Annotated in this window: 17 protein-coding genes and 2 tRNA genes; 7 read left to right on the top strand and 12 right to left on the bottom strand. The window is 64.3% G+C overall.

Annotated elements, in window-relative coordinates:
* Positions 1 to 7: 7 nt before the first annotated feature.
* The 3 genes from DT603_RS10545 to DT603_RS10555 all read left to right on the top strand — a co-directional run bounded on the left by DT603_RS10545 (position 8) and on the right by DT603_RS10555 (position 6,019).
* A complete protein-coding gene (locus DT603_RS10545) occupies positions 8 to 3,730 on the top strand; it encodes a pilus assembly protein (protein ID WP_162349838.1) in 3,723 nt (1,240 codons plus the stop codon).
* Positions 3,727 to 4,188, top strand: coding sequence for a type IV pilin protein (locus DT603_RS10550; RefSeq protein ID WP_162349932.1), 462 nt, complete (start codon positions 3,727 to 3,729; stop codon positions 4,186 to 4,188). The genes DT603_RS10545 and DT603_RS10550 overlap by 4 nt, the downstream gene beginning before the upstream one ends.
* A 331-nt stretch (positions 4,189 to 4,519) precedes the next feature.
* Complete coding sequence (locus DT603_RS10555; RefSeq protein ID WP_162349839.1) at positions 4,520 to 6,019, top strand: CoA-acylating methylmalonate-semialdehyde dehydrogenase; 1,500 nt, start codon at positions 4,520 to 4,522, stop codon at positions 6,017 to 6,019.
* A gap of 142 nt (positions 6,020 to 6,161) precedes the next feature.
* On the opposite strand, the gene DT603_RS10560 is transcribed toward DT603_RS10555, so the two are convergent.
* A tRNA-Asn gene (locus DT603_RS10560) sits at positions 6,162 to 6,238 on the bottom strand.
* A gap of 108 nt (positions 6,239 to 6,346) precedes the next feature.
* Positions 6,347 to 6,931: a GspH/FimT family pseudopilin gene (locus DT603_RS10565; RefSeq protein WP_162349840.1), complete on the bottom strand. Its 585-nt coding sequence runs from the start codon at positions 6,929 to 6,931 to the stop codon at positions 6,347 to 6,349.
* 158 nt (positions 6,932 to 7,089) lie between these two features.
* Between DT603_RS10565 and uvrB the strand changes: the two genes are divergently transcribed.
* Both uvrB and DT603_RS10575 read left to right on the top strand, forming a co-directional pair.
* The gene (gene uvrB, locus DT603_RS10570) at positions 7,090 to 9,123 is read left to right on the top strand and encodes an excinuclease ABC subunit UvrB (protein ID WP_162349841.1); all 2,034 of its coding nucleotides are present in this window, start codon (positions 7,090 to 7,092) and stop codon (positions 9,121 to 9,123) included.
* Between the two features lie 130 nt (positions 9,124 to 9,253).
* Positions 9,254 to 9,328: transfer RNA gene (locus DT603_RS10575), tRNA-Val, on the top strand.
* A gap of 153 nt (positions 9,329 to 9,481) precedes the next feature.
* On the opposite strand, the gene DT603_RS10580 is transcribed toward DT603_RS10575, so the two are convergent.
* Positions 9,482 to 10,588, bottom strand: a complete 1,107-nt coding sequence (locus DT603_RS10580; RefSeq protein ID WP_162349842.1) for an alkene reductase — start codon at positions 10,586 to 10,588, stop codon at positions 9,482 to 9,484.
* A 246-nt stretch (positions 10,589 to 10,834) separates the two neighbouring features.
* On the opposite strand from DT603_RS10580, the gene DT603_RS10585 reads away from it, so the two are divergent.
* The gene (locus DT603_RS10585) at positions 10,835 to 11,323 is read left to right on the top strand and encodes a hypothetical protein (RefSeq protein WP_162349843.1); all 489 of its coding nucleotides are present in this window, start codon (positions 10,835 to 10,837) and stop codon (positions 11,321 to 11,323) included.
* 53 nt (positions 11,324 to 11,376) lie between these two features.
* Here the strand turns inward: DT603_RS10585 and DT603_RS10590 are convergent, their stop codons facing one another.
* The 8 genes from DT603_RS10590 to DT603_RS10625 all read right to left on the bottom strand — a co-directional run bounded on the left by DT603_RS10590 (position 11,377) and on the right by DT603_RS10625 (position 19,437).
* Positions 11,377 to 11,985 carry a glutathione S-transferase family protein gene (locus DT603_RS10590; protein ID WP_162349844.1) on the bottom strand — a complete coding sequence of 203 codons (609 nt, stop codon included), beginning with the start codon at positions 11,983 to 11,985 and terminating at the stop codon, positions 11,377 to 11,379.
* Between the two features lie 93 nt (positions 11,986 to 12,078).
* Positions 12,079 to 12,537, bottom strand: a complete 459-nt coding sequence (locus DT603_RS10595; RefSeq protein WP_162349845.1) for a cell wall hydrolase — start codon at positions 12,535 to 12,537, stop codon at positions 12,079 to 12,081.
* 582 nt (positions 12,538 to 13,119) lie between these two features.
* Positions 13,120 to 13,290 carry a hypothetical protein gene (locus tag DT603_RS10600; protein ID WP_162349846.1) on the bottom strand — a complete coding sequence of 57 codons (171 nt, stop codon included), beginning with the start codon at positions 13,288 to 13,290 and terminating at the stop codon, positions 13,120 to 13,122.
* Between the two features lie 45 nt (positions 13,291 to 13,335).
* Entirely contained in the window at positions 13,336 to 15,393 is a 2,058-nt protein-coding gene (locus tag DT603_RS10605) for an NADPH-dependent 2,4-dienoyl-CoA reductase (RefSeq protein WP_162349847.1), read from the bottom strand.
* A 40-nt stretch (positions 15,394 to 15,433) separates the two neighbouring features.
* Entirely contained in the window at positions 15,434 to 16,057 is a 624-nt protein-coding gene (gene yczE, locus DT603_RS10610) for a membrane protein YczE (RefSeq protein ID WP_162349848.1), read from the bottom strand.
* A gap of 60 nt (positions 16,058 to 16,117) precedes the next feature.
* Positions 16,118 to 17,137, bottom strand: coding sequence for a zinc-binding alcohol dehydrogenase family protein (locus DT603_RS10615; RefSeq protein WP_162349849.1), 1,020 nt, complete (start codon positions 17,135 to 17,137; stop codon positions 16,118 to 16,120).
* A gap of 15 nt (positions 17,138 to 17,152) precedes the next feature.
* The gene (locus tag DT603_RS10620; protein WP_162349850.1) at positions 17,153 to 18,178 is read right to left on the bottom strand and encodes an aldo/keto reductase; all 1,026 of its coding nucleotides are present in this window, start codon (positions 18,176 to 18,178) and stop codon (positions 17,153 to 17,155) included.
* 32 nt (positions 18,179 to 18,210) lie between these two features.
* Positions 18,211 to 19,437, bottom strand: coding sequence for an MFS transporter (locus DT603_RS10625; protein WP_425500956.1), 1,227 nt, complete (start codon positions 19,435 to 19,437; stop codon positions 18,211 to 18,213).
* Positions 19,438 to 19,534: 97 nt separating this feature from the next.
* Between DT603_RS10625 and DT603_RS10630 the strand changes: the two genes are divergently transcribed.
* On the top strand, positions 19,535 to 20,452 hold the full coding sequence (locus tag DT603_RS10630) for a LysR family transcriptional regulator (RefSeq protein ID WP_162349851.1): 918 nt from the start codon (positions 19,535 to 19,537) through the stop codon (positions 20,450 to 20,452).
* Positions 20,453 to 20,455: 3 nt separating this feature from the next.
* Here DT603_RS10630 and DT603_RS10635 read toward each other — a convergent pair whose 3' ends face one another.
* The gene (locus DT603_RS10635) at positions 20,456 to 21,250 is read right to left on the bottom strand and encodes a dioxygenase family protein (protein ID WP_162349852.1); all 795 of its coding nucleotides are present in this window, start codon (positions 21,248 to 21,250) and stop codon (positions 20,456 to 20,458) included.
* Between the last annotated feature and the right edge of the window lie 531 nt (positions 21,251 to 21,781).

Consider the following 21,781-nt stretch of genomic DNA (forward strand, 5'->3'; position numbering starts at 1 on the left):
CTACGCCATGTCATTCCGACGCATTCAGCTCGTTTCCGCCGTCGCCCTCCTGGGTTTGGGAGTAATGGGCTATTACGTTTATTCGGCGTTCGCGGTGCAAGGGGCCGGCACCCTGGCGCAGGCTCCGTTGAATATCGAAGCCAACATCAAGCCTGCGTTCCTCATGGGGGTGGACAATTCCGGGTCCATGAGCAGCGACGAAACGCTGTGCAGGACGGCAGAGGGAAGGTGCTTCTGGAACAACACCACTCGCAGCTTCTTTGATGCGAACGGCGTGGCGCTTGAGTCGGGCACTCAGTATTCCAAGGTCGTGGATGACGGTGCACCCAGGCCGGACCATTACGGCGCAGCACGCGATCCTGAGTACAACCGCGCTTATTTCAATCCGGCAGTGGATTACAAGCCTTGGCAGATGGCAAATGGCTCCTTCGAGACGGATTCTCCGGTCACCGCGGCTGTCGAGGATGTGCGCAATGGTGGAACGACATTCGACTTCACCAAGCCACTGCAGAGTACGTTCACCTTCACGGCGGGCATGGTGTTGTACGAGGGAACCAGGTACAACAACAACAACAAGTGCAGCAACTCCCCGGTTCCGGGCACCGGAAATGCAACCAATAATTGGATCACGCTCACCAGCGACATCACGTTCCCGGCTGGCTCGAACTGCAGTGTTACTTTCGAATACTACCCAGCGGTGGTCTACCTGAGTACGACGGCCACGCCTCCAGTGGGCTATGACCTGACCAAGCGGGTGCTCATCAAGGCTGCGGGCCCCAAGGGCGCGGACCTTTACAAGTATGTTTATCTGGCAGGCAATTTCACTACGGGTGGCACAGCTGCGGCGCAGAATTTCGCCAATTGGTGGACCTATCATGGAAACCGCAACCGAGCGATGATCGCGGGCATGACCCAGTCGATGGCCGACGTAAAGGATATGCGGGTGGGCTACTTCAAGATCAATCCGGCTCCACCGTCGGGCAATGTCACCATGTACGACATGAACACTGACAAGGCCAGTCTGTATACACAGATGCGTTCTTTGGATGCGTCAGGCAACACGCCGCTGCGTAGGGCGGTCCGTTACATGGGCGATCAGTTCAGGCGCACCGATGCGGGAGCGCCGGTGCAGTTGTCTTGCCAGAAGAATGCAGCCATGCTTTTCACTGACGGCTACACCAACGACAACAATAGTGGTCTGGTCACTACCGGCGTGGACAACCAGGATGGGGGCTTGGGAACGCCGTTTGCCGACAATCAGTCCAATACCATCGCCGATCTTGCAATGTGGTCGTACAAGAACAACATCCGCCCGGATATGGGACTTGGCAATGTGCCTGTCCCAGACCAGTGCGCTGGGGCCAATCCCGATCCGCGCCTCGATTGCAACAGGAACCAGCACGTTAACTTCTACGGAGTAACGCTCGGCGCACGTGGCTCGGTCTATGACGTCAACGCTGCTGCGACCGCCGACCCCTATGCGAATCCACCTGCATGGGGTGCGACCGGCACCATGAATCTGAACCCGGCGAACGTCGACGATATCTGGCATGCCGCACTTAATACTCGCGGTGAGTACATCAATGCCCAGTCGCCAACAGCAATCGTCGATGCGATGCGCAGGATCCTAGCTTCGGTAGGTTCGGGCAACACGCCTTCTGGCAGTATTGGCTTGACTGGCTCCCGAATCGGAGCGGGATCGTTTACGGTCGTGCCGCGGTATACCTCGGCCAACAACAGTACCGATTGGTTCAGCACCTTGAGTGGCCAGTCGGCCGCCAGCGATCCGCTAACGAACGTGGTGACCTTCACGAGCCTCTGGGAGGTGACGGATCCCGGCAAGATTCCGGCGGCCGCAGCCCGCAACATTGTTTTCGGCAAGACAAACGGTGCCGTAAAGCCTGCCGCTGCGGTGTTCAATGCGTCGAACGTATCCGCCGCAGATCTATGTGTAGACAGTTTGAAGCGTTGCACGGCCACTGGCGCGAGTGATGGCATTACCGGTGTCACGAGCAAATTGAAGGTCACGTTGGCTCAGGCGATAGACTATCTTCGCGGCGACCAGAGTCTGGAGACTTCGACGACGACGCCCCTACGCAAGCGCACGACACGGCTAGGGGATATCGTGGGTTCCAGCCCGTTGGTCACTTCGCCCATTCTCGACTACGGCTACCGCTCAGTGCGCGACCTGCAGGCCAATGGGACCTTCACTTATCCGTACGCCACCAGCTATGCGACGCATATGTCGGCCAAGAAAACTGCGGACAAGCCCATGGTCTACGTGGGCGCTAACGACGGCATGCTGCATGCATTCGACGGCAAGACAGGCGTTGAATTGTTTGCCTATGCGCCCGCCACCGCTGTTGGCCACATGGGTAACCTGCTGTTCCCGTATAACATCCTTGACAAGAACGCGCAGGTGTTCAAGCACACGTATTACGTGGACGGTCCTTCCACGGTTTCCGACGCTTATATCGGAAGCAGCTGGAAGACCGTGCTGGTAGGCACTGCAGGCGCCGGTGGTCGTGGCGTGTTCGGCCTTGATGTCACCACTCCGGTCAGTTTCGGTCCCAGCAACGTCCTCTGGGAAGTAAACGACCAGGTGACCGCGCTTGATTCGAGCGGAGTGCCGGTCAGGAACAACATCGGTTACGTGCTGGGCAAGCCGGTGATCGTTCCAGTCAAGGTCGGTTCTGTGGTGTCCTGGAAGGCTATCTTCGGGAATGGCTACAACAGCATCAACCAGGATGCGGTCCTGTTCGTGGTTGATGTCGCCACGGGCGCAGTAACCAAGATCAAGGCGGAGGAAAGCGCCCGCGCTGCCATCACCAATGGCTTGGGCAACCTGATCGCGGTGGACCGGTTCGTGGGCAGCACCACCACTTCGGGCAGGGACGGATATGCCGACACCGTCTATGCCGGCGACCAGAACGGGGCGGTCTGGAAATTCGATCTGCGCAACAATACGGTCCCGGCAGCTCCGCTGTTTGTCGCTACCGACGGCACCGGTGCGCGCCAGCCTGTCATGGGTGGCTTCGAGGCCGCGAGTGGTCCCAATGGCGGCGTGATGCTGTACTTCGGCACGGGCAGCTTTTCGTTCGAGAATGACAAGACCGATAAGCAGATACAGACGCTTTACGGCGTGCTGGATAACGGTGTGGCGATCAGTGGGCGGAGCGCGTTGCAGCAGCAAACCGCCAGCGCGGACGTCGGAATCAACCGTACGGTCAGTACCAACGTCCTGACTGCGGGCAAACTCGGCTGGTATCTGGATCTCGGAATCACCACCAGCGGTACTGTCGCCGCCACCGGCGAGCGTTCGGTAGGCTATCCGCGAATAGAAGGGGGCGTCGTGTTTTTCCCTTCCTATGCGCCACTCTCGACTGGCTCATGCTCCGGGGAAGGGCTTAACAGGATTTATGGATTGAACGCCCTGAGTGGCGGAGCTGCGCTTTCACAGGTTAGCGTAGGGTCGCCCACCGGGCCAAAGCCGGGGACTGCCACGGGAGCCATCACCCTGGATACGGGTGGGTCGGCACCGGTGAAAGACGTCGCAGTAATGTCCAATCCCCGCGTCCAGCCGCTCACCTGCGTTCCAGGCAGTCCTGGTTGTACTGAAGTAGCACCTCCGCCTGGAACACGCTGCACGATGCTGGTGCAAGTGGCGGGGGCGCCACCCATGTACATCCCAAGGCCGTGCGGGCGACAATCATGGAGACAGGTGCGATGAGCAATGGAAAAACCGTGGTGCCAACCTATGCGTTGCGCCTGCCAGCACTCGCGGGAAGGGTGCGCGGCTTCACCTTGATTGAGTTGATGATCGTGGTTGCAGTCGTGGCGATCCTTGCCGCCATTGCCTATCCGTCCTACCAGGATCAGATCCGCAAGTCGCGCCGCGCCCAGGCCAAGGCGGATATGGTGGAGTACGCAGGATTGGCTGAGCGATTCCACTCCACCAACAACAGTTATGTGGGTTTCACCCTGCCAACCACGGTTTCCCCGCGAGAAGCCGGAGCGACCACCCATTACAACCTGACGCCCGCCGGCGCGTTCGGCGATGCCAACACGTTCACCATCACTGCGACTCCGGCTGGCGCCCAGGCGGTGGACCGGTGCGGAACACTAACCCTGACGCAGGCCGGCGTGAAGACCAAAAGTGGCGCGGCGACCCTGTCTGAGTGCTGGTGAGTCTGGACGATAGCCCGCTGCGCGAAGAAGCCGCCTGCCTGGCGGCTTCTTTTTTTCTTGATGCGAACGGCTCTTGGAATTGGGCCGAGTGCGCTCTCAGGCAGAGCTCGCAGGCACGCCAGGTCACTGTCTGAATTTTGCTGGCCGCTTCACTGGTCGTGCAGGTTGCGCACGCGTTACATCCGGAAGTAGGCTGCTTGGAAGGGCCACGCCGGTCGGACGGCCGCTTCGCAAGCAGACGCCTCCGCTGGCGGCAATGTCTACTATCAGGTCGGCGGTGCCGGTCCAGTGGCCAGCCGTGACGAAGAGCTGAAGTGCAAGGAATAGATCCATGCGCGAAATCGACCATTTCATAAGCGGCCGGAAGATGCCGGGTACCCCGGGACACTACGGGCAGGTCTTCGATCCCAACATGGGTGCTGTCCAGGCCCATGTCCCGTTGGCTTCTTCCCGGGAGCTCGACTTGGCCGTCTCCGATGCCGCGCAGGCCCAAAAGGGCTGGGCCCAAACCAATCCCCAGCGCCGCGCGCGGGTGATGTTCGAATTCAAACGCCTGCTGGAGGTGCACATGGAGGAACTCGCCCATCTCCTCTCCAGCGAACACGGCAAGGTGATTGCTGATTCCAAAGGCGACATCCAGCGGGGGTTGGAGGTCATCGAATTCTGCTGCGGCATTCCACATCTGCTGAAGGGCGAGTACACGCAGGGTGCCGGGCCGGGCATCGATGTGTATTCCGCTCGGCAGCCGCTGGGCGTGGTGGGGGGTATCACCCCGTTCAACTTCCCGGCAATGATCCCGATGTGGATGTTCGGGCCTGCCATTGCCTGCGGAAACGCCTTCATCCTCAAGCCTTCCGAGCGCGATCCTTCGGTGCCCGTGCGCCTGGCGGAACTGATGATCGAGGCGGGCCTGCCGCCAGGCGTGTTGAACGTGGTCCATGGCGACAAGGACACGGTGGAAGCCATCCTCCGGCATCCGACCATCAAGGCCGTCAGCTTCGTCGGTTCTTCCGACATCGCCCAGTCGGTGTACGCATTGGGCGCGCAGCACGGCAAGCGGGTGCAGGCGATGGGTGGCGCCAAGAACCACGGGATCGTGCTTGCTGACGCTGATCTGGACCAGACAGTCGCCGATCTTGTGGGGGCCGCCTACGGTTCGGCGGGTGAGCGCTGCATGGCCTTGCCGGTGGTCGTGCCGGTCGGCAGGGAAACCGCCGAGGCCTTGCGCGAGAAACTGGTCGTTGCCATCAAGGCGCTGCGTATCGGCAACTCGACCGACGACCGGGCGCATTACGGACCACTGATCAACGCGGCCCACCGCAGCAAGGTCGAGTCCTACCTGCAGATGGGTGTCGACGAGGGCGCCGAGCTGGTGCTGGATGGCCGTGGATTCTCACTGGCTGGCAGCGAGCAGGGGTTCTTCCTGGGCCCGAGCCTGTTCGACCACGTGACCCCCGAAATGAGGACCTACCGCGAGGAGATCTTCGGACCGGTACTGCAGATCGTGCGTGCGGAAACCTTCGAGCAAGGGCTTGAGCTCGCGTCCAGGCACCAGTACGGCAACGGCGTGGCCATCTTCACCCGCAATGGCGATGCAGCGCGCGAATTCGCCGACAGGGTGGAGGTCGGCATGGTCGGCATCAACGTGCCGATCCCGGTGCCGGTGGCCTATCACAGCTTCGGTGGCTGGAAGCGTTCGGGTTTCGGCGACCTCAACCAGTACGGCATGGATGGCGTGCGCTTCTACACGCGCACCAAGACCATCACCCAGCGCTGGCCCAAGGGCGGGCCCATATCCGACCAGAGTTTCGTCATCCCCACGATGCGGTGAGCTGCGCAGCGCATGTGGCCGTTGCTCGGGTTGGCATGGGTCATTGAGCCGGGGCGGTAGTGAAGCCGAAGCCGCAACGTCCCCAGGCTGGAGAGGACAAATAAAAAGGGCCTGCGAGTTCATCGCAAGCCCTTCAGTTTACTGGCGCCCGAAGTTGGACTCGAACCAACGACCCCCTGATTAACAGTCAAGTGCTCTAACCGGCTGAGCTATTCGGGCGGGGCGGCCATTGTATGGGCGGTGCTGCGCTCAGGCAAGGCGGAACCACTTTTTTCCTCCTATTGACTCATCGTGGATCGCCGTTCAAGCAAGCCGCGCCTTGTCTGTTCAGCCTTGGCAGGGACGGTGTCCGCTGGAGGTTTCACTGCGGATTCGCCCTACGTTGTTGACTATCACAGTCCCCAACAGCATGTCCTCGCGGCACAGCCGGACGCTGATGTTGCTGCCGGCGCTGCGGCCATCGGGCAGGTATCGCAACTGCGGCCGGCCACTGGAAGACAGGATGCGCAGCGAGGGATGGATGGGCGCATTCTCATCGCGCAGGATGTCTTCGCGCGCATCGGGACTGCGGTTGCCGTCGGCGTCGAAGAACATCAGCCAGCCATGGCTCCAGTCCCCATCCTGGCGGCAGCCACCGGCGCGGTCCGAAGGGCAGACGACGGTGGGAATCCGGTAGGTGATGGCGGTGATGCGTGCGGAGGCCATGTGGGCGGTAAGCAGGTGCATGGCGGAGGTGACGCGCTGGCGTTCCACCAGGCCCTGGTAGGACGGCACGCCGATGACCAGTCCAATACAGGCGATGGCCAGGGTAACCATCAGCTCCAGCAGGCTGAAGCCGGTGCGGGCCCCGCGCCGGACCACCCACGGGGGCGGGGTGAGGGGGGAAAGAGGGGCGAGGTGCGTCCTGCACATGGGCGTTGTCCTGGTCGGCCCTGTCCGGGCATGACCAGATTGCCTTCCAGACCCGGTTCGGGAAATCGGCCAGTCCCGCACCGTCGGGTAGGAGTTTTACTGACGCGTTCGTAATCCGGGGCGCCGTTATACTGGCTTTTCGCCATTGAACCCCCACCATGACCGAACGTTTCGAACTCGTTTCTTCCTATTCCCCCGCTGGCGACCAGCCGCAGGCCATCGCCAAGTTGATCGAGGGATTTGAGTCGGGCCTGGCCAAGCAGACGCTGCTGGGGGTCACCGGATCGGGCAAGACCTACACCATCGCCAACGTCATCCAGGCGGTGCAGAAGCCAACCCTGGTGATGGCGCCGAACAAGACCCTGGCCGCGCAGCTGTACGGCGAATTCAAGTCGTTCTTCCCGCACAACTCGGTCGAATATTTCGTCAGTTATTACGACTACTACCAGCCTGAGGCCTACGTGCCGTCGTCGGACACCTTCATCGAGAAGGACAGTTCGATCAACGAGCACATCGAGCAGATGCGCCTGGCCGCGACCAAGGCCCTGCTGTCGCGCCGCGACACCATCGTGGTGGCCACGGTGTCGGCGATCTACGGGCTGGGCGCGCCGGAAGACTACCTGTCGCTGCGCCTGATCCTGTCGCGCGGCGAACACATCGACCAGCGCGACCTGATCAAGCACCTGACCCAGCTGCAGTACACGCGCAACGAGTACGAACTGCATCGCGGCACCTTCCGGGTCAAGGGCGAGGTCATCGACGTGTTCCCGGCCGAGTCCGACATCGAGGCGCTGCGCATCGAACTGTTCGACGGCGAAGTGGAGAACCTGACCCTGTTCGACCCGCTGACCGGCGAGACCCTGCGCCGCTTGCCGCGCTACACCATCTATCCCAAGACCCACTACGCCACCACCCGCGACCGCGTGCTGGCCGCGGTGGAGACCATCAAGGTCGAATTGAAGGAGCGGCTGGAACAGCTGTATTCGCAGAACAAGCTGGTGGAAGCGCAACGCCTGGCCCAACGTACCCAGTTCGACCTGGAAATGATGGCCGAGGTCGGTTTCTGCAACGGCATCGAGAACTACTCGCGCCACCTCACCGGCAAGGCACCCGGCGAGCCGCCACCGACGCTGTTCGATTACCTGCCGCCGGACGCGCTGCTGGTCTGCGACGAGTCGCACGTGACCATTCCGCAGATCGGCGCCATGTACAAGGGCGATCGTTCGCGCAAGGAGACGCTGGTGGAATTCGGCTTCCGGCTGCCCTCGGCGCTGGACAACCGCCCGCTGAAATTCGAGGAATGGGAGGAGCGTTCGCCACGCAGCATCTATGTCTCCGCAACGCCCGGGCCGTACGAGTTGCGCGAATCGGTGGGCGAAGTGGTCGAGCTGGTGGTGCGCCCGACCGGGCTGATCGATCCGCCGGTGGAAATCCGGCCGGTGGCTTCGCAGGTCGATGACGTGCTGTCGGAAATCAACCTGCGCGTGGCAATGGGCGACCGCGTGCTGATCACCACGCTGACCAAGCGCATGGCCGAGAACCTGACCGAATACCTGGGCGAGCACGGCATCAAAGTGCGCTACCTGCACTCGGACGTGGACACGGTGGAGCGGGTGGAGATCATCCGTGACCTGCGCCTGGGCAAGTTCGACGTGCTGGTCGGCATCAACCTGCTGCGCGAAGGTCTGGACATGCCCGAGGTCTCGCTGGTGGCGATCCTGGACGCCGACAAGGAAGGCTTCCTGCGCTCACGCGGTTCGCTGATCCAGACCATCGGCCGCGCCGCGCGCAACCTGCGTGGCAAGGCGATCCTGTACGCCGACAAGATCACCGCTTCGATGCAGGCGGCGATCGACGAAACCAGCCGGCGTCGCGAGAAGCAGGTGGAATACAACCTGGAACATGGCATCACCCCGATCTCGGTCGCCAAGCCTATCGTCGACATCCTGGAGGGCGCGCGCAGCGACGCCGCCAACGACGGAGGGCAGGCCGGCAAGGGTGGGCGCGGCAAGGGCAAGCGCGTGGCCGAGAAATCGCCGGACTACGCTTCCTTCAGTCCTGCGCAGATTGCGGCCCGCCTCAAGCTGCTGGAGCAGCAGATGTACCAGCACGCCCGCGACCTGGAGTTTGAGGACGCGGCAAGGCTACGCGACGAGATCCACAAGCTGAAGGACGCGAGCCTGGTGATCTGAGCCGGTGGGCCCAGGATGCCCGCCGTGCCGATGTGGCCGTGGGCATTTCCGGAAAAGCAGGGCCGGATTCCGCATCGCCTGCATGGATGCTATGATTCGCGCCCCTGAAAGCTTCACCTCGGGGCATACCGGGCGGTTAGCTCAGCGGTAGAGCACTACCTTGACATGGTAGGGGTCACAGGTTCGAACCCTGTACCGCCCACCAACCGGATCAACGGCTTGCGCCGATCTGGTTGGGCGCGACGGCCGCGCATGCAACAGCCAAGGAAAAACCGCCCGGAAGGCGGTTTTTTTTGTGTCCGCGAGCGGGTGGCGCAAGGGCCGCCCCCGCAAGGGCGGACCTGCGCTGTCTACCGAATCAGGCGGCCTGTTTGAGGGCCGGATAATCCAGGTAGCCATGCGCGCCGCCGCCGTAGAAGGTGGCCGGATCGGGCTGGTTGAGCGTGGCGCCTGCGCGGAAGCGTTCCACCAGGTCAGGATTGGCCAGGTAGGGCCGTCCGAAGGCAACCGCGTCGGCCAGGCCGCTGGCAATCAGTGCTTCGGCCTGCGCTGCCGAATAGCCACCGCAGAAGATCAGCATGCCGGTGAACTGCTCGCGCAGCTCGCGCCGGAAGGCATCGGTCAGCTTGGGCCCGCCCGCCCAGTCCGGCTCGGCAATGTGCAGGTAGGCAATCCCGCGCCGGCTGAACTCCCGGGCCAGGTACAGGGCGCTGGCCTCGGCTTCGGCGTCGGCGATGCCGTGGGCCGCGAAATGCGGCGACAGCCGGACCCCGACGCGACCGGTTCCCAGCACCGCGATGACCGCATCGACCGCCTCCAGCACGATGCGGGCACGGTTTTCCAGCGAGCCGCCATAGCCGTCCGTACGCAGGTTGCTGTTGGTCGACAGGAACTGCTGCAGCAGGTAGCCGTTGGCCGCATGCACCTCGACCATGTCGAAACCGGCGCGGTCTGCGCGCGCCGCCGCCTGCGCATATTCGGAAACGATGCCACTGATCTCCGCTGTTTCCAGCGCACGTGGCAGCGCCGTTGGCACATTGGCGGGGGTGCCGTCCGGCTGGACGACGAAACATTTGGCGCCTTCGGCAATGAGGGCCGACGGTGCGACCGGGGCCGCGCCGTCCGCTTGCAGCAGCGGATGCGAGATGCGTCCCACATGCCAGAGCTGGGCCGCGATGCGCCCGCCCCTGGCGTGGACGGCATCGGTGACCAGTTTCCATCCTGCTTCCTGGGCATCGGTGTAGATGCCAGGGGTCCAGGCATAGCCCTGGCCCTGCTGCGAAATCTGGGTCGCTTCGGACACGATCAGGCCGGCCCCCGCGCGCTGGGCGTAGTACTCGGCGTTCATGCTGCTGGGCACATCGCCCGGTTGGCTGGCGCGCGATCGGGTGAGCGGTGCCATGACGACACGGTTGGGCAGGGTCAGCGAGCCGGCCTGGACCGGGGAAAGCAGGTGGGGGTGCATGGAATGTCCTGTAGGGGAGGTGCTTGGACACTTGATATGGGGGCGTGTGCCGGCCAGACAATTCACGCGGGCTTTTGCGCGAATGGACCCGGGACCCTTGTATTGGCGGGTCGTTTCCCGTGTTGCGTGGGGAAGCGGCCTGCATTTGTGACTCCGATAACGGATCGAAGCAGTGATTGCCGTCACTCTTGCGATGGGGAATTGCACGACCAGACGACGATTCGTCTGCTGACCGGAGGGGAGTGGATGCAAGTGGGGGATGTTTATTTCAAGACCGAAGCAGGCAAGCAGGAAATCCAGGATCGAGGGCACCGGTTGCCGTCATCGCTGCGTTCGCTGCTGTTGATGGTCGACGGGCAACGCGACCAGGCGCAATTGCGCGAAATGATGGCCGGCCTGCATGCGCCCGAGGACGGGCTGGAGCAGTTGGTCGTCCTGGGTCTGGTGAAACGCACCGAACCGGTGACGGCGCCGGCCCTGGGACCTCTGCCCGGTGCGGTGACCTTGCCGGCCGACTTCGGCCGCTACCGGCGCCTGTACGAGATCGTGACCGATACTGTGCGCAGGCACCTGGGACTGAAAGGGTATTTCGTGCAGTTGAAGGTGGAGAAGTGCCCGGACGTGGACTCGCTCCTGGCCCTGCTTCCTGAAATCGCCACCGCGCTTACCAAGGCCAAGGACCATGCGTTTGCCAGCGAATGGCTGGTACGCACGCGGGCCGAGGTGCAGGCCTGACTTGCCATCCAGGCACGGCATTGCGCCGTGCCCGTTTCTCGCCTGCCCGTGCCTCAGACGCCTTCGGCGGTCATCGCCGCGGCCACGCCAGGGTCGGCGTGCATACGCGCAAAGAAGCGTTCCAGGTTGTGCAGTCCTGACAGATCCACTTGCGTGCCCTTGGCCCAGCGCAGGGTGACGAACAGGTAAGGGTCGGCGATTGATCGGTCGCCGGTCAGCCAGTCCTTGCCCTGCAGCTGCGCGTCGAGTCGTTCGAACAGGCCACGCAGTTTGGTGCGCGCGTTGTCCTTGGTCGCCTGGATCATCGCTTCGTCGCCCAGGTAACGCGTCGAACCGAAGATGGGATGGAAGGCAGGGTGCAGGTCGGCGTTGAGGAAGGCCAGCCAGCGATTGATCTCGGCACGGCTCTTCGGGCTGCCGTCGCCGCCCAGGCCGGATTTGGGGAACGAGTCGGCCAGGTAATTGAGGATCGCCGCGTTCTGCGTGAGGACCCAGCCATCCACCTCGAGCACGGGTACTGCACCGGCCGGATTGAGCTTCAGGTATTCAGCGGTCTTCATGCTGTCGGCGTCCATGACCTGCAGGTCGAATGGCTTGCCGATCCAGCGCAGGGCGATGTGGTCGGCCATCGAGCACGCGCCAGGCTTGGTGTAGAGCTTCATGCGGATCATCTCCAGGGAAATAGGGGGGAATGTTCCCGATCCATGACTGGATTGTCGATGCCGCGCAGGTAACGCGGCGTTAGGCCGTGGCCGTCATGAAGGGCGCGGCTTGAGCTTCTGCACCCGCAGGAAGGTGTGGTCGCCGATCTGCGCCACCTGGTAGGCATTGCGCCAGCTCGGGCTGGCGATGTTGTGGGCCATGAAGTGGCTGGCGCCCGGCACGATCTCCTTGCGCTGGCCAACCGGCAATGCCCAGTTGCGCTCGGCGCCCAGGGCCACGTTGATCGAGGCGGCCCAGGCTTCCGGGTTCTGCAGGCGGGTGCCCGGTGCCACGATGGTGGGGGCGAACTGCTTGCGGGCAGTGACTACCTCGCACATCGAGTCGCCCCACAACCCGCTGTCGAGGCGGCGCAGGGCGACCTCGGCCACGGCCTGCTGGCCGCGCAGGGTCTGGTCGCGGGCTTCCAGGTAAACGGTGGTGCTGAGGCAGAGAGAATCAGCGGCCGGTTGCGGCAGCATGTTGGAAAGCCAGAGGATCCAGGCCAGTTTCATTCAGGGAACTCCTTGCTCCGTCTTGGCAGCGTCCACGCGCCCTCCATCGGGAGGATGCGTTTTGGATAGACACGGCGTCAGGGCGTCATGGGGAGGCAGCTACTCCGACGAGCTGCCCGAGGCCGGCCAGAAGGTGGGATCAGGGCCGGGATGGCCTGCCAGTTGAAACGGGGGCGGGCCGAAAAGTTGGCGCAAGGTAAGGGCCGAATACCCAACGTCACCTGAACCAGGAAGCTTGACAATCATGCTAAGTGATTGATTGCAAATGGAGTCTTTACTCTGGATGGGTTCGGTCCGGGCTGGGCCTGTCGCACAGGCCGTGTCCGGACCGGCACCGGAGAGTTGGCTGCGTAAGGCTCGGCGGGCGGGTTCCGGGCCCTCCCTGGGCAGCACGGAAATGCCGGTCAAGGCAGGCGCCTGCCTGGCCGATTGCCCTGCAGGAGCGTGTCTAAAGGCGAGCGAGTCGCGAAGCCTGGAATTGGCCGCTGACCCTGCTGTCGATCGGTGCCGGGCGCCTGGCGACTCCCTTGGTTTCTGCTGCTCCGGAAAGACGATCTGCGGCTCAGGAAGAGCAAATTGCTGCTACGGAACACCGAATTGCTGTTCGGGAATAGCAATGTGCTGTTCCCGAAGACCGATTTGCTGTTCCGGAATACCGATTTGCTCTTCCGGAAGAGCGATTTGCTGTTCGGGAAGAGCAATTTGCTGTTCCCGAAAGCCGATTTGCTGTTCGGGAAAGCAAAAAAGCTTCATCGCCGACTTTCGATGCCCAGCCGAACGCGGCCTGGGACGACGCGTTTACAGGGCCGCGGCCAGCCGGCTGCCCTGGTCGATGGCGCGCTTGGCATCCAGCTCGGCGGCCACGTCGGCGCCGCCGATCAGGTGGGCGGTGATGCCCGCCGTCAGCAGCTGGGCCTGCAGTTCGCGGCGGGGTTCCTGGCCGGCGCAGACCACGATGTGGTCGACTGGCAACACCTGCTCGGCCCCGGCCACCCGGATTTTCAGGCCGGCCTCGTCCACGCCCAGGTATTCCACGCCCCCCAGCATCTGCACCTTCTTGGCCTTGAGGGTGGCCCGATGGACCCAGCCGCTGGTCTTGCCCAGCCGGGCGCCGGGTTTTCCGATGGACCGTTGCAGCAACCAGACTTCGCGCGCGGGCGGCTCGGGCTGCGGCCTGACCAGGCTGCCGCGTGATTCGAAGGTCGGATCCACGCCCCATTCGGCCATCCAGCGCTTCGGGTCCAGCGTGGAAGAGTGACCCTCGTGCACCAGGTATTCGGCGACGTCGAAACCGATGCCGCCGGCGCCGATGATCGCGGCACGCGCCCCTACCTTCACCCGTCCGCTGAGCACGTCGACGTAGCTCACCACCTTGGCGTGGGCGGCACCCGGGAAATCCACCTGCCGGGGCACGATGCCGGTGGCCATCACCACTTCGTCGAAGCCGGCGAGGTTGTCCGCAGTCGCCACCGTGCCCAGCCTCACCTGCACGCCGGTCTCCTCCAGCTTGTGGCGGAAGTAGCGCAGGGTTTCGTGGAACTCCTCCTTGCCGGGAATCTGCTTGGCGTAGTTGAACTGGCCGCCGATTTCGGCGGCCGCATCGAACAGGGTCACCTGGTGGCCGCGCTCCGCCGCCACGGTCGCGCAGGCCAGTCCGGCCGGGCCGGCGCCGACCACGGCCACGCGCTTGGGCTTGAAGGTCCTGGTGTAGTTCAGTTCGGTCTCGGCGCAGGCGCGTGGGTTAAGCAGGCAGCTGGCGCGCTTGTTCTCGAATACATGGTCCAGGCAGGCCTGGTTGCAGGCGATGCAGGTGTTGATCGACTGGGGCTTGCCAGCCCGCGCCTTGTTGGTCCAGTGCGGGTCGGCCAGCAGCGGGCGTGCCAGCGACACCATGTCGGCGATGCCGTCGGCAAGGATGCGTTCGGCCACGTCGGGCATGTTGATGCGGTTGGTCGCGATCAGCGGCACGGACACGTGCGGCTTGAGCTTGGCGGTGACATCGACGAAGGCCGCGCGCGGCACCGAGGTGACGATGGTCGGCACGCGCGCTTCATGCCAGCCGATGCCCGAGTTGATGAGGGTGGCGCCGGCCGCCTCGATGGCCTTGGCCTGGGCCACGATTTCCTGCCACTGGTTGCCGTCGTCCACCAGGTCCAGCAGCGACAGGCGGTAGATGATGATGAAGTCCGGGCCGCAGGCCTCGCGCACGCGGCGCACGATTTCCACGGCGAAACGCATGCGCTTCTCCGGGGTGCCGCCCCAGGCGTCGTTGCGCTTGTTGGTGCGCGGGGCGGTGAACTCGTTGATGAAGTAGCCTTCCGAGCCCATCACTTCCACGCCGTCGTAGCCGGCCTCGCGCGCGCGGCGGGCGGCGTCTGCATAGGCGGTGATCTGCCGCTCCACGCCGCGCGAAGACAACTGGCGCGGGGTGAACGGGTTGATCGGCGCCTTGAGCTTCGACGGCGCTACCGAAAAGGGGTGGTAGGCGTAGCGCCCGGCATGCAGCAGTTGCAGGCAGATCTTGCTGCCGTTGTCGTGCACGGCCTGGGTGACGAACTTGTGCGGCCGCACTTCCCAGGGCCAGGACAGCTTGCCGCCGAAGGGCTTCAGCCAACCCACCAGGTTCGGCGAGAAGCCGCCGGTCACCATCAGGCCCACGCCGCCCTCGGCGCGCTCGGCGAAATACGCGGCCAGCTTCGGGAAATCGCTGGCCCGGTCTTCCAGGCCGGTATGGATGGAGCCCATCAGCACCCGGTTGCGGAGCCGGGTGAAGCCCAGGTCCAGCGGCGCGAACAGATGCGGGTAGTGTGGATTGACCGCTTCGGTGGCGGAAGGCAACGGGCTGGCAGGCGTCATGCAACGGATACGTGTGCGTATGGAGCACGCACGATGCCGGTTATCCGGTTCCCGGGCAAGGCTCGGCCCGTGCGGGTGTCGCCGCGAACCAGCGCATGGTCACCGCGCACATCGGGCCGATGGCCAGCGCGAACGCCAGCGTGCCCCAGCCCGCATTGCCACCCATCGCCCAGCCGGCCAGCAGCACGGCCGCTTCGATCAGCGTCCTCACCCGGCCTATCGGCCAGCCGCTGCGCCGGTGCAGGCCGGTCATCAGGCCGTCGCGGGGACCGGGACCGAACGCCGCGCCTATGTACATGCCCGTGGCGAGGGCCAGCACCGACAGGCCGGCCAGGAACGCCGGCACCTGATGCCAGGGTCCGTGGAATTCCGGGAACAGCCACAGGCCGAACTGCGCGCTCGGGCCGATCAGCAGCACATTGAGCACCGTGCCCAGGCCGGGTCTCTGGCGAATGGGAATCCACAGCAGCAGCACGGCCAGGCCGATGAGATTGGTCAGTGTCCCGAACGCAAGCCCGGTCTGTTTCGACAGGCCTTGGGTCAGTACATCCCAGGGCGCGATGCCGATGCCTGCGCGCACCATCAGGCTGATGCCGATGCCGTACAGGAAAAGTCCGAGGACGAGCTGGGCGAGCCTGGGGAGAAAACGGGGAGGAAACGTCATGCGCGGATTCCAGGGCGGACGCCGAGTCTATCGGCTGCCCGCCGCGCATGGCTGCGACACTCAGTCCCAGCCGGCCAGCACCAGTTTGCCGACGGTGGTGCCCGACTCCAGGCGACGGTGCATTTCGCGCAGGTTGGCTGCATTGATGGCGCCCAGCGTTTGGGTGTGGGTCGTGCGCAGTTCGCCGGCATCGATGAGGCTCGCGACCCGGTTGAGCAGCCGGTGCTGTTCGATCATGTCCGGCGTCTGGAAGCGCGCCCGCGCGAACATCATCTCCCAGTGGATGCCCACGCTCTTGGCCTTGTAGGGGTCGCCGATCTTCAGCAGCCCGCTGGGCTCGACGATCAGGCCCACATGTCCCAGGGGCGCGATGATTTCGCCGATGACTTCCCAGTAGCGGTCGGTGTCGGCCAGGTTGAGGACCGCATCGACCTGCCTGTAGCCCAGAGCCTCGAGTTGGGTGGCAAGCGGCTGGCGATGGTCGATGACGTGGTGCGCACCCATTTCCTTGCACCAGGCCATGGTTTCGCCGCGGGAAGCGGTGGCGATGACGGTGAAACCCGCATGCCTGGCCAGCTGGATCGCGATCGAACCCACGCCGCCGGCGCCGGCGATGATCAGAAGGGTGCGTGTATTGCCTTCCATATCCACGGAAAACGGCATGCGGTCGAACAACAGCTCCCATGCCGTGATGGTGGTCAGCGGCAACGCGGCGGCCTGCGCGAACTCCAGCGTCGCCGGCTTGCGGCCCACGACGCGCTCGTCGACCAGGTGGAACTGTGCGTTGGTGCCGCTGCGGGTGACGTCGCCCGCGTAATAGACCTCGTCCCCCGGCTGGAACAGGGTGACATGCTCGCCAACGGCTTCGACCACGCCGGCCGCGTCGTAGCCCAGCACCTTCGGCTGGGCTTCGACCTGCGGCTTGGGCGAACGGATCTTGGTGTCGACGGGATTGACCGAGATGGCTTCCACACGCACCAGCAGGTCGAACCCGCTGGCCACGGGTCGGGGCAGTTCCACGTCCTGCAATGATTGCGGATCGTCGATGGGCAGGTAGCGGGTCAGGGCGACGGCTTTCATGTGCAACTCCTTGGTTCAGACCGGCGAAGGATTGCGTTCGGCGAAACCGCGCTGGTGCCAGTACGGGTAGGGCGGCGTGGTCGCGCTGGCCTCATCCAGTGCCTTGACCTGTCCGGCGCTGAGCGACCAGCCCACCGCGCCAAGGTTCTGGCGCAGCTGTTCCTCATTGCGCGCGCCGATGATCACCGAGGACACGGTGGGACGCTGCAGCAGCCAGTTCAGGGCGATCTGCGGAATGCTCTTCCCGGTTTCGGCGGCGACCCGGTCCAGCGCGTCGACGACCTTGTACAGGCGCTCCTGTTCCACCGGCGGACCGAATTCGGCCGTGTCGTGCAGGCGGCTGGTTTCCGGCAGCGGCTGGCCGCGGCGGATCTTGCCGGTAAGCCTTCCCCAGCCGAGCGGACTCCACACCACCGCGCCCACACCCTGGTCCAGGCCCAGCGGCATCAGTTCTTCCTCGTAGTCGCGGCCGATCAGCGAGTAATAGGTCTGGTTGGCGACATAGCGCGACCAGCCGTGGCGTTCGGAGACCGAGAGCGACTTCATCAGGTGCCAGCCGGAGAAGTTGGAAACGCCGAGGTAGCGGATCTTGCCGGCCCGCACCAGGTCATCCAGCGTGGACAGGGTTTCTTCCACCGGCGTCCTGGCATCGAAGCCGTGCAGCTGGAACAGGTCGATGTAATCGGTGCCCAGGCGCATCAGCGCCGCTTCGACCGCGTTGACCAGGTGGAAGCGCGACGAGCCGACATTGTTGGGGCCGTCATCGAAGCGGAAGGTGGCCTTGGTGGAGATCAGCACCTGGTCTCGGCGGCCCTTGATGGCCGCGCCCAGGATCGATTCCGAGGCGCCACCGGAATAGATGTCGGCACTGTCGAACAGGTTCAGGCCGGCGTCCAGGCAGATATCGACCAGGCGCTTTGCCTCGCTGACGTCGGTATTGCCCCAGGCACTGAACAGCTTGCCCTGGCCGCCAAAGGTGCCGGTGCCAAAACTCAACGCGGGGACCTTGAAACCTGAGCGGCCGAGGTGACGGTATTCCATGAGGTGTATTCCTTGGGGGAAGGGAGGGAAGGTTAGGCAGAGTGGGTCTGTTCGATCAACACGGGCGGGTGACCGCGACGCTCGAGCGCAATCGCCCACAGCGCCACCATCAATGCGGACAGCGGCACCAGCGCCGCAACCCATGGCAGGGCTTCAAGGCCGGGTCCATGCATGATCACCACGCCACCCAGCCACGCGCCGAACGCGTTGCCCAGGTTGAAGGCGCCGATATTCAGGCTCGAGGCCAGGCTTTGCGCGCCGCTGGCCTTCTGCAGCACCCACAGCTGCAGCGGCGAAACAGTGGCGAACGCCGTCGCGCCCAGCAGCCCGACGAACAGCACCATGGCCCATTGGCTGTGCAGCACGAAGGTCATCAGGCCCATCACCAGGGCCAACGCGGACAGCGTTCCCAGCAGGGCAGGCAGCAGGCGGCGGTCAGCGAATTTTCCGCCCAGCAGGTTGCCCACGATCATTCCCACGCCGAACACCAGCAGGATGGGCGACACGGCGGCCTCGGCGAACCCTGCCACTTGCGTCAACAGCGGCTGGATATAGGTGTAGACGGTGAACATGCCGCCGAAACCCAGCACCGTCATCAGCAACCCCAGCAACACCTGCGGGCGCGCAACGGCCTTCAGCTCGTCCCCAAACGCCATGGGTGCGGCATCGCCACGGTCTTTCGGCACCAGCGTCGCGATGACTACGGTGGCCACGACGCCGATCGCGGTCACCGCCCAGAACGTTGCGCGCCAGCCATGATGCAGGCCCAGCCAGGCGCCCGCGGGCACGCCGAGCAGGGTGGCCACGGTCAGGCCGGTGAACATGATGGAAATCGCCGAGGCCTTGCGATCTTCCGCAACCAGGCCGGTCGCCACCACCGCGCCAACCCCGAAAAAGGTGCCGTGGGCCAGCGAGGTGACCACCCGGGCGATCATCAGCACCGTGTAACTGGGCGCCAGTGCACAGGCCAGGTTGCCCAGGGTGAAGATGATCATCAGCGCAACCAGCACCGCCTTGCGGGGCATGCGACGGGTGGCGGCGGTCAGCAGCGGCGCGCCGACGAACACGCCCAGTGCGTAGCCGGAGATCAACAGTCCGGCCGCGGCGATGCTGACCTGCAGGTCGGCGGCTACCTGCATCAGCAGGCCCATGATCACGAATTCGGTCGTGCCGATGCCGAAGGCGCCGGCCGTCAGCGCATACAGGGCAATGGGGAAGCGTCTGCGACCGGCGGGAACGGTGGAAGTGGTGGTGTTCAAGATAAGGACCCGGATTTCCGAAGGCCGCCAGCTTGGGACTTCCGCGCAATATTAAAAACGGCGATTATGGCTAATCAATTTCAACGGATTATTGATAATGGATCGGGTAGGCGATCTCGCCCTGTTCCTTCGGGTCCTGGATCTGGGCTCCATAACAGCAGCGGCCCGCAGCCTGGATCTGTCGGTGGCCGTGGCCAGCCAGCGACTGAAGCGGCTGGAGCGTGACCTCGGCGTGCGCCTGCTGCATCGGACCACCCGCCGCCTGCATCCCACTCCCGAAGGCGCGGCCCTGGCGCAGCAGGGCCGGGTGCTGGTCGAAGACCTGGAAGCGCTGGGTTCGGGGCTGCGCGAGACCGGCACCGAAATCGCAGGGACTCTCAGGGTCACGCTGTCGGCCTCTTTTGGTCGCCAGTACATCTCGCCACTGCTGCCGCAGTTCCTGGCCATGCATCCCAAGCTGCGCATCAGCGTGCACCTGAGTGACCAGGTCGTGGACCTGGTCAGCGAAGGATTCGACCTGGCGATCCGCATTGGCGCTCTGGAAGATTCGGGCCTGGTGGCCAGGCAGATCGCGCCCAACCGGCGGGTGCTGTGCGCCTCACCCGATTACCTGCGGCGGCGCGGCGCGCCAGAGCTGCCCCGGGATCTGGTGCAGCACGATTGCCTGCTGCTGTTCGGCAGTGCCGGTCGCCAGGATGTATGGCGCCTGCAGGATCGGCATGGCGAGGAACACGCAATCCGCGTGCAGGGCAGGTTCGAAAGCAACTACGGCGAACTGCTGCGTGATGCCTCGGTGGCGGGCGAGGGCATTGCCATCCATTCGCTATGGCACGTGGCCGAAGACCTGCGTGCCGGACGCCTGCAGGTCGTGCTGCCTGATTGCAGGCTCGCCACGACCGCCATCAGCGCGGTGATGCCGCAGCGAAGGCTGGTGCCGCCACGGGTGGGGGCATTCGTCGATTTCCTGGTGCTGCAGTTCGGTGACGCGCCCTGGGAGCGCGGCCTGGCCCCCTGAGCCTCAGGCAGCCTGTCCGAAGGCAAACGCATCCATCGCCATGCCACCCATCTGCACCGCGTGGTGCAGCCGCGTGGCCACGGCATCGGGGCCGCCTGCACCAAGCGCTATGTAGAGCGGATACAGATGTTCGGTGCTGGGATGGTTGCGGCGCGCTTCCGGCAGCGCGAGCCAGTCCAGGGCGCCTTGCAGGTCGCCTGCCAGCAGTTTCGCACTGAGTGCGTCGGTGAAGGCCTCTACCCACGGGTAGAGGGGGGCATCCCCGTTCTGCCAGTCAAGCTCACGCAGGTTGTGGGAATAGCCGCCGGAACCAATGACCAGTACGCCGTCCTCGCGCAGCGGCGCCAGGGCGCGCCCCAGTTGGTAGTGCCAGGTCGCACTCTGGGACGGATTCACCGACAGGGCCACGACCGGAACGTCCGCCCCCGGGTACATGCGCCGCAGCGGCACCCAGGTGCCATGGTCGATCCCCGTGCGGTCATCGACGCGGGCGTCGAAGCCGGCCTGGATCAGCCGCGAGGCGATTTCCCCGGCCAGCACCGGTGCCCCATGGGCGGGGTACTGGATCTCGTACAGGGGCCTGGGGAAGCCGCCGAAATCATGGATGGTTTCCGGCGCCAGGTTCGACGTCACGGTCGGCTCGCGGGCCATGAAGTGCGCCGATGCCACCACCACCGCTCGCGGGCGTGGCAGCGAGGTGCCCAAGGCGTCCAGGAAGCGTGCCGTGGGCGAATCCTCCAGGGCCATCATCGGGGAGCCGTGGGACAGGAACAGCGAAGGCAGCGGTTTGGTTTCCATGCAACAAAGGTCGGGCCAGGAATCTGTCATCCAAGCGTTGGCGGCGGGTCGGTGTGTTGCATGCGTGCACGTTCAACCAAGCCTGGACCGATGCGGAAGAAAGGCGCGCTGTGGCTGCCAGGACCCGTAAGGTTCCCGCTCCGGATCTCCCAGGAGTCATGAACTGCGTTCCGCCGTTCGCCCCCAGCCTTACAAGTGATGGTCGACATCGGCGGTCAGGTGGTGGACCACAGGATCGACCCTCCTGGCGCCGTGAAAACGCGTGTGATGCTCTGCCAGAGCTGGCGGGGTTCTTGTTGCCGGCTCTCTGCACGAACGGAACCCGTACCGCCTGCTCCGCCATCGGCGCGAATCCGTTGGCTGCAATTCAAGGACATCTGGCCGGCAACCATGATCCCGACAAGCGGTACATAGGTTGGTCGGTGAAGTCGTCTTCGTGCCAGCACCGCAGCACGCGGGCGCCCGAAAGCGCCTGGGAAGCCATTTGCTTGGCCTTTGGTCAAAGGCGACTGGACGTTGGCCACACAGCTG

The organism is Pseudoxanthomonas gei, from assembly GCF_010119615.1.
Classification (GTDB): Bacteria; Pseudomonadota; Gammaproteobacteria; order Xanthomonadales; family Xanthomonadaceae; genus Pseudoxanthomonas_A; species Pseudoxanthomonas_A gei.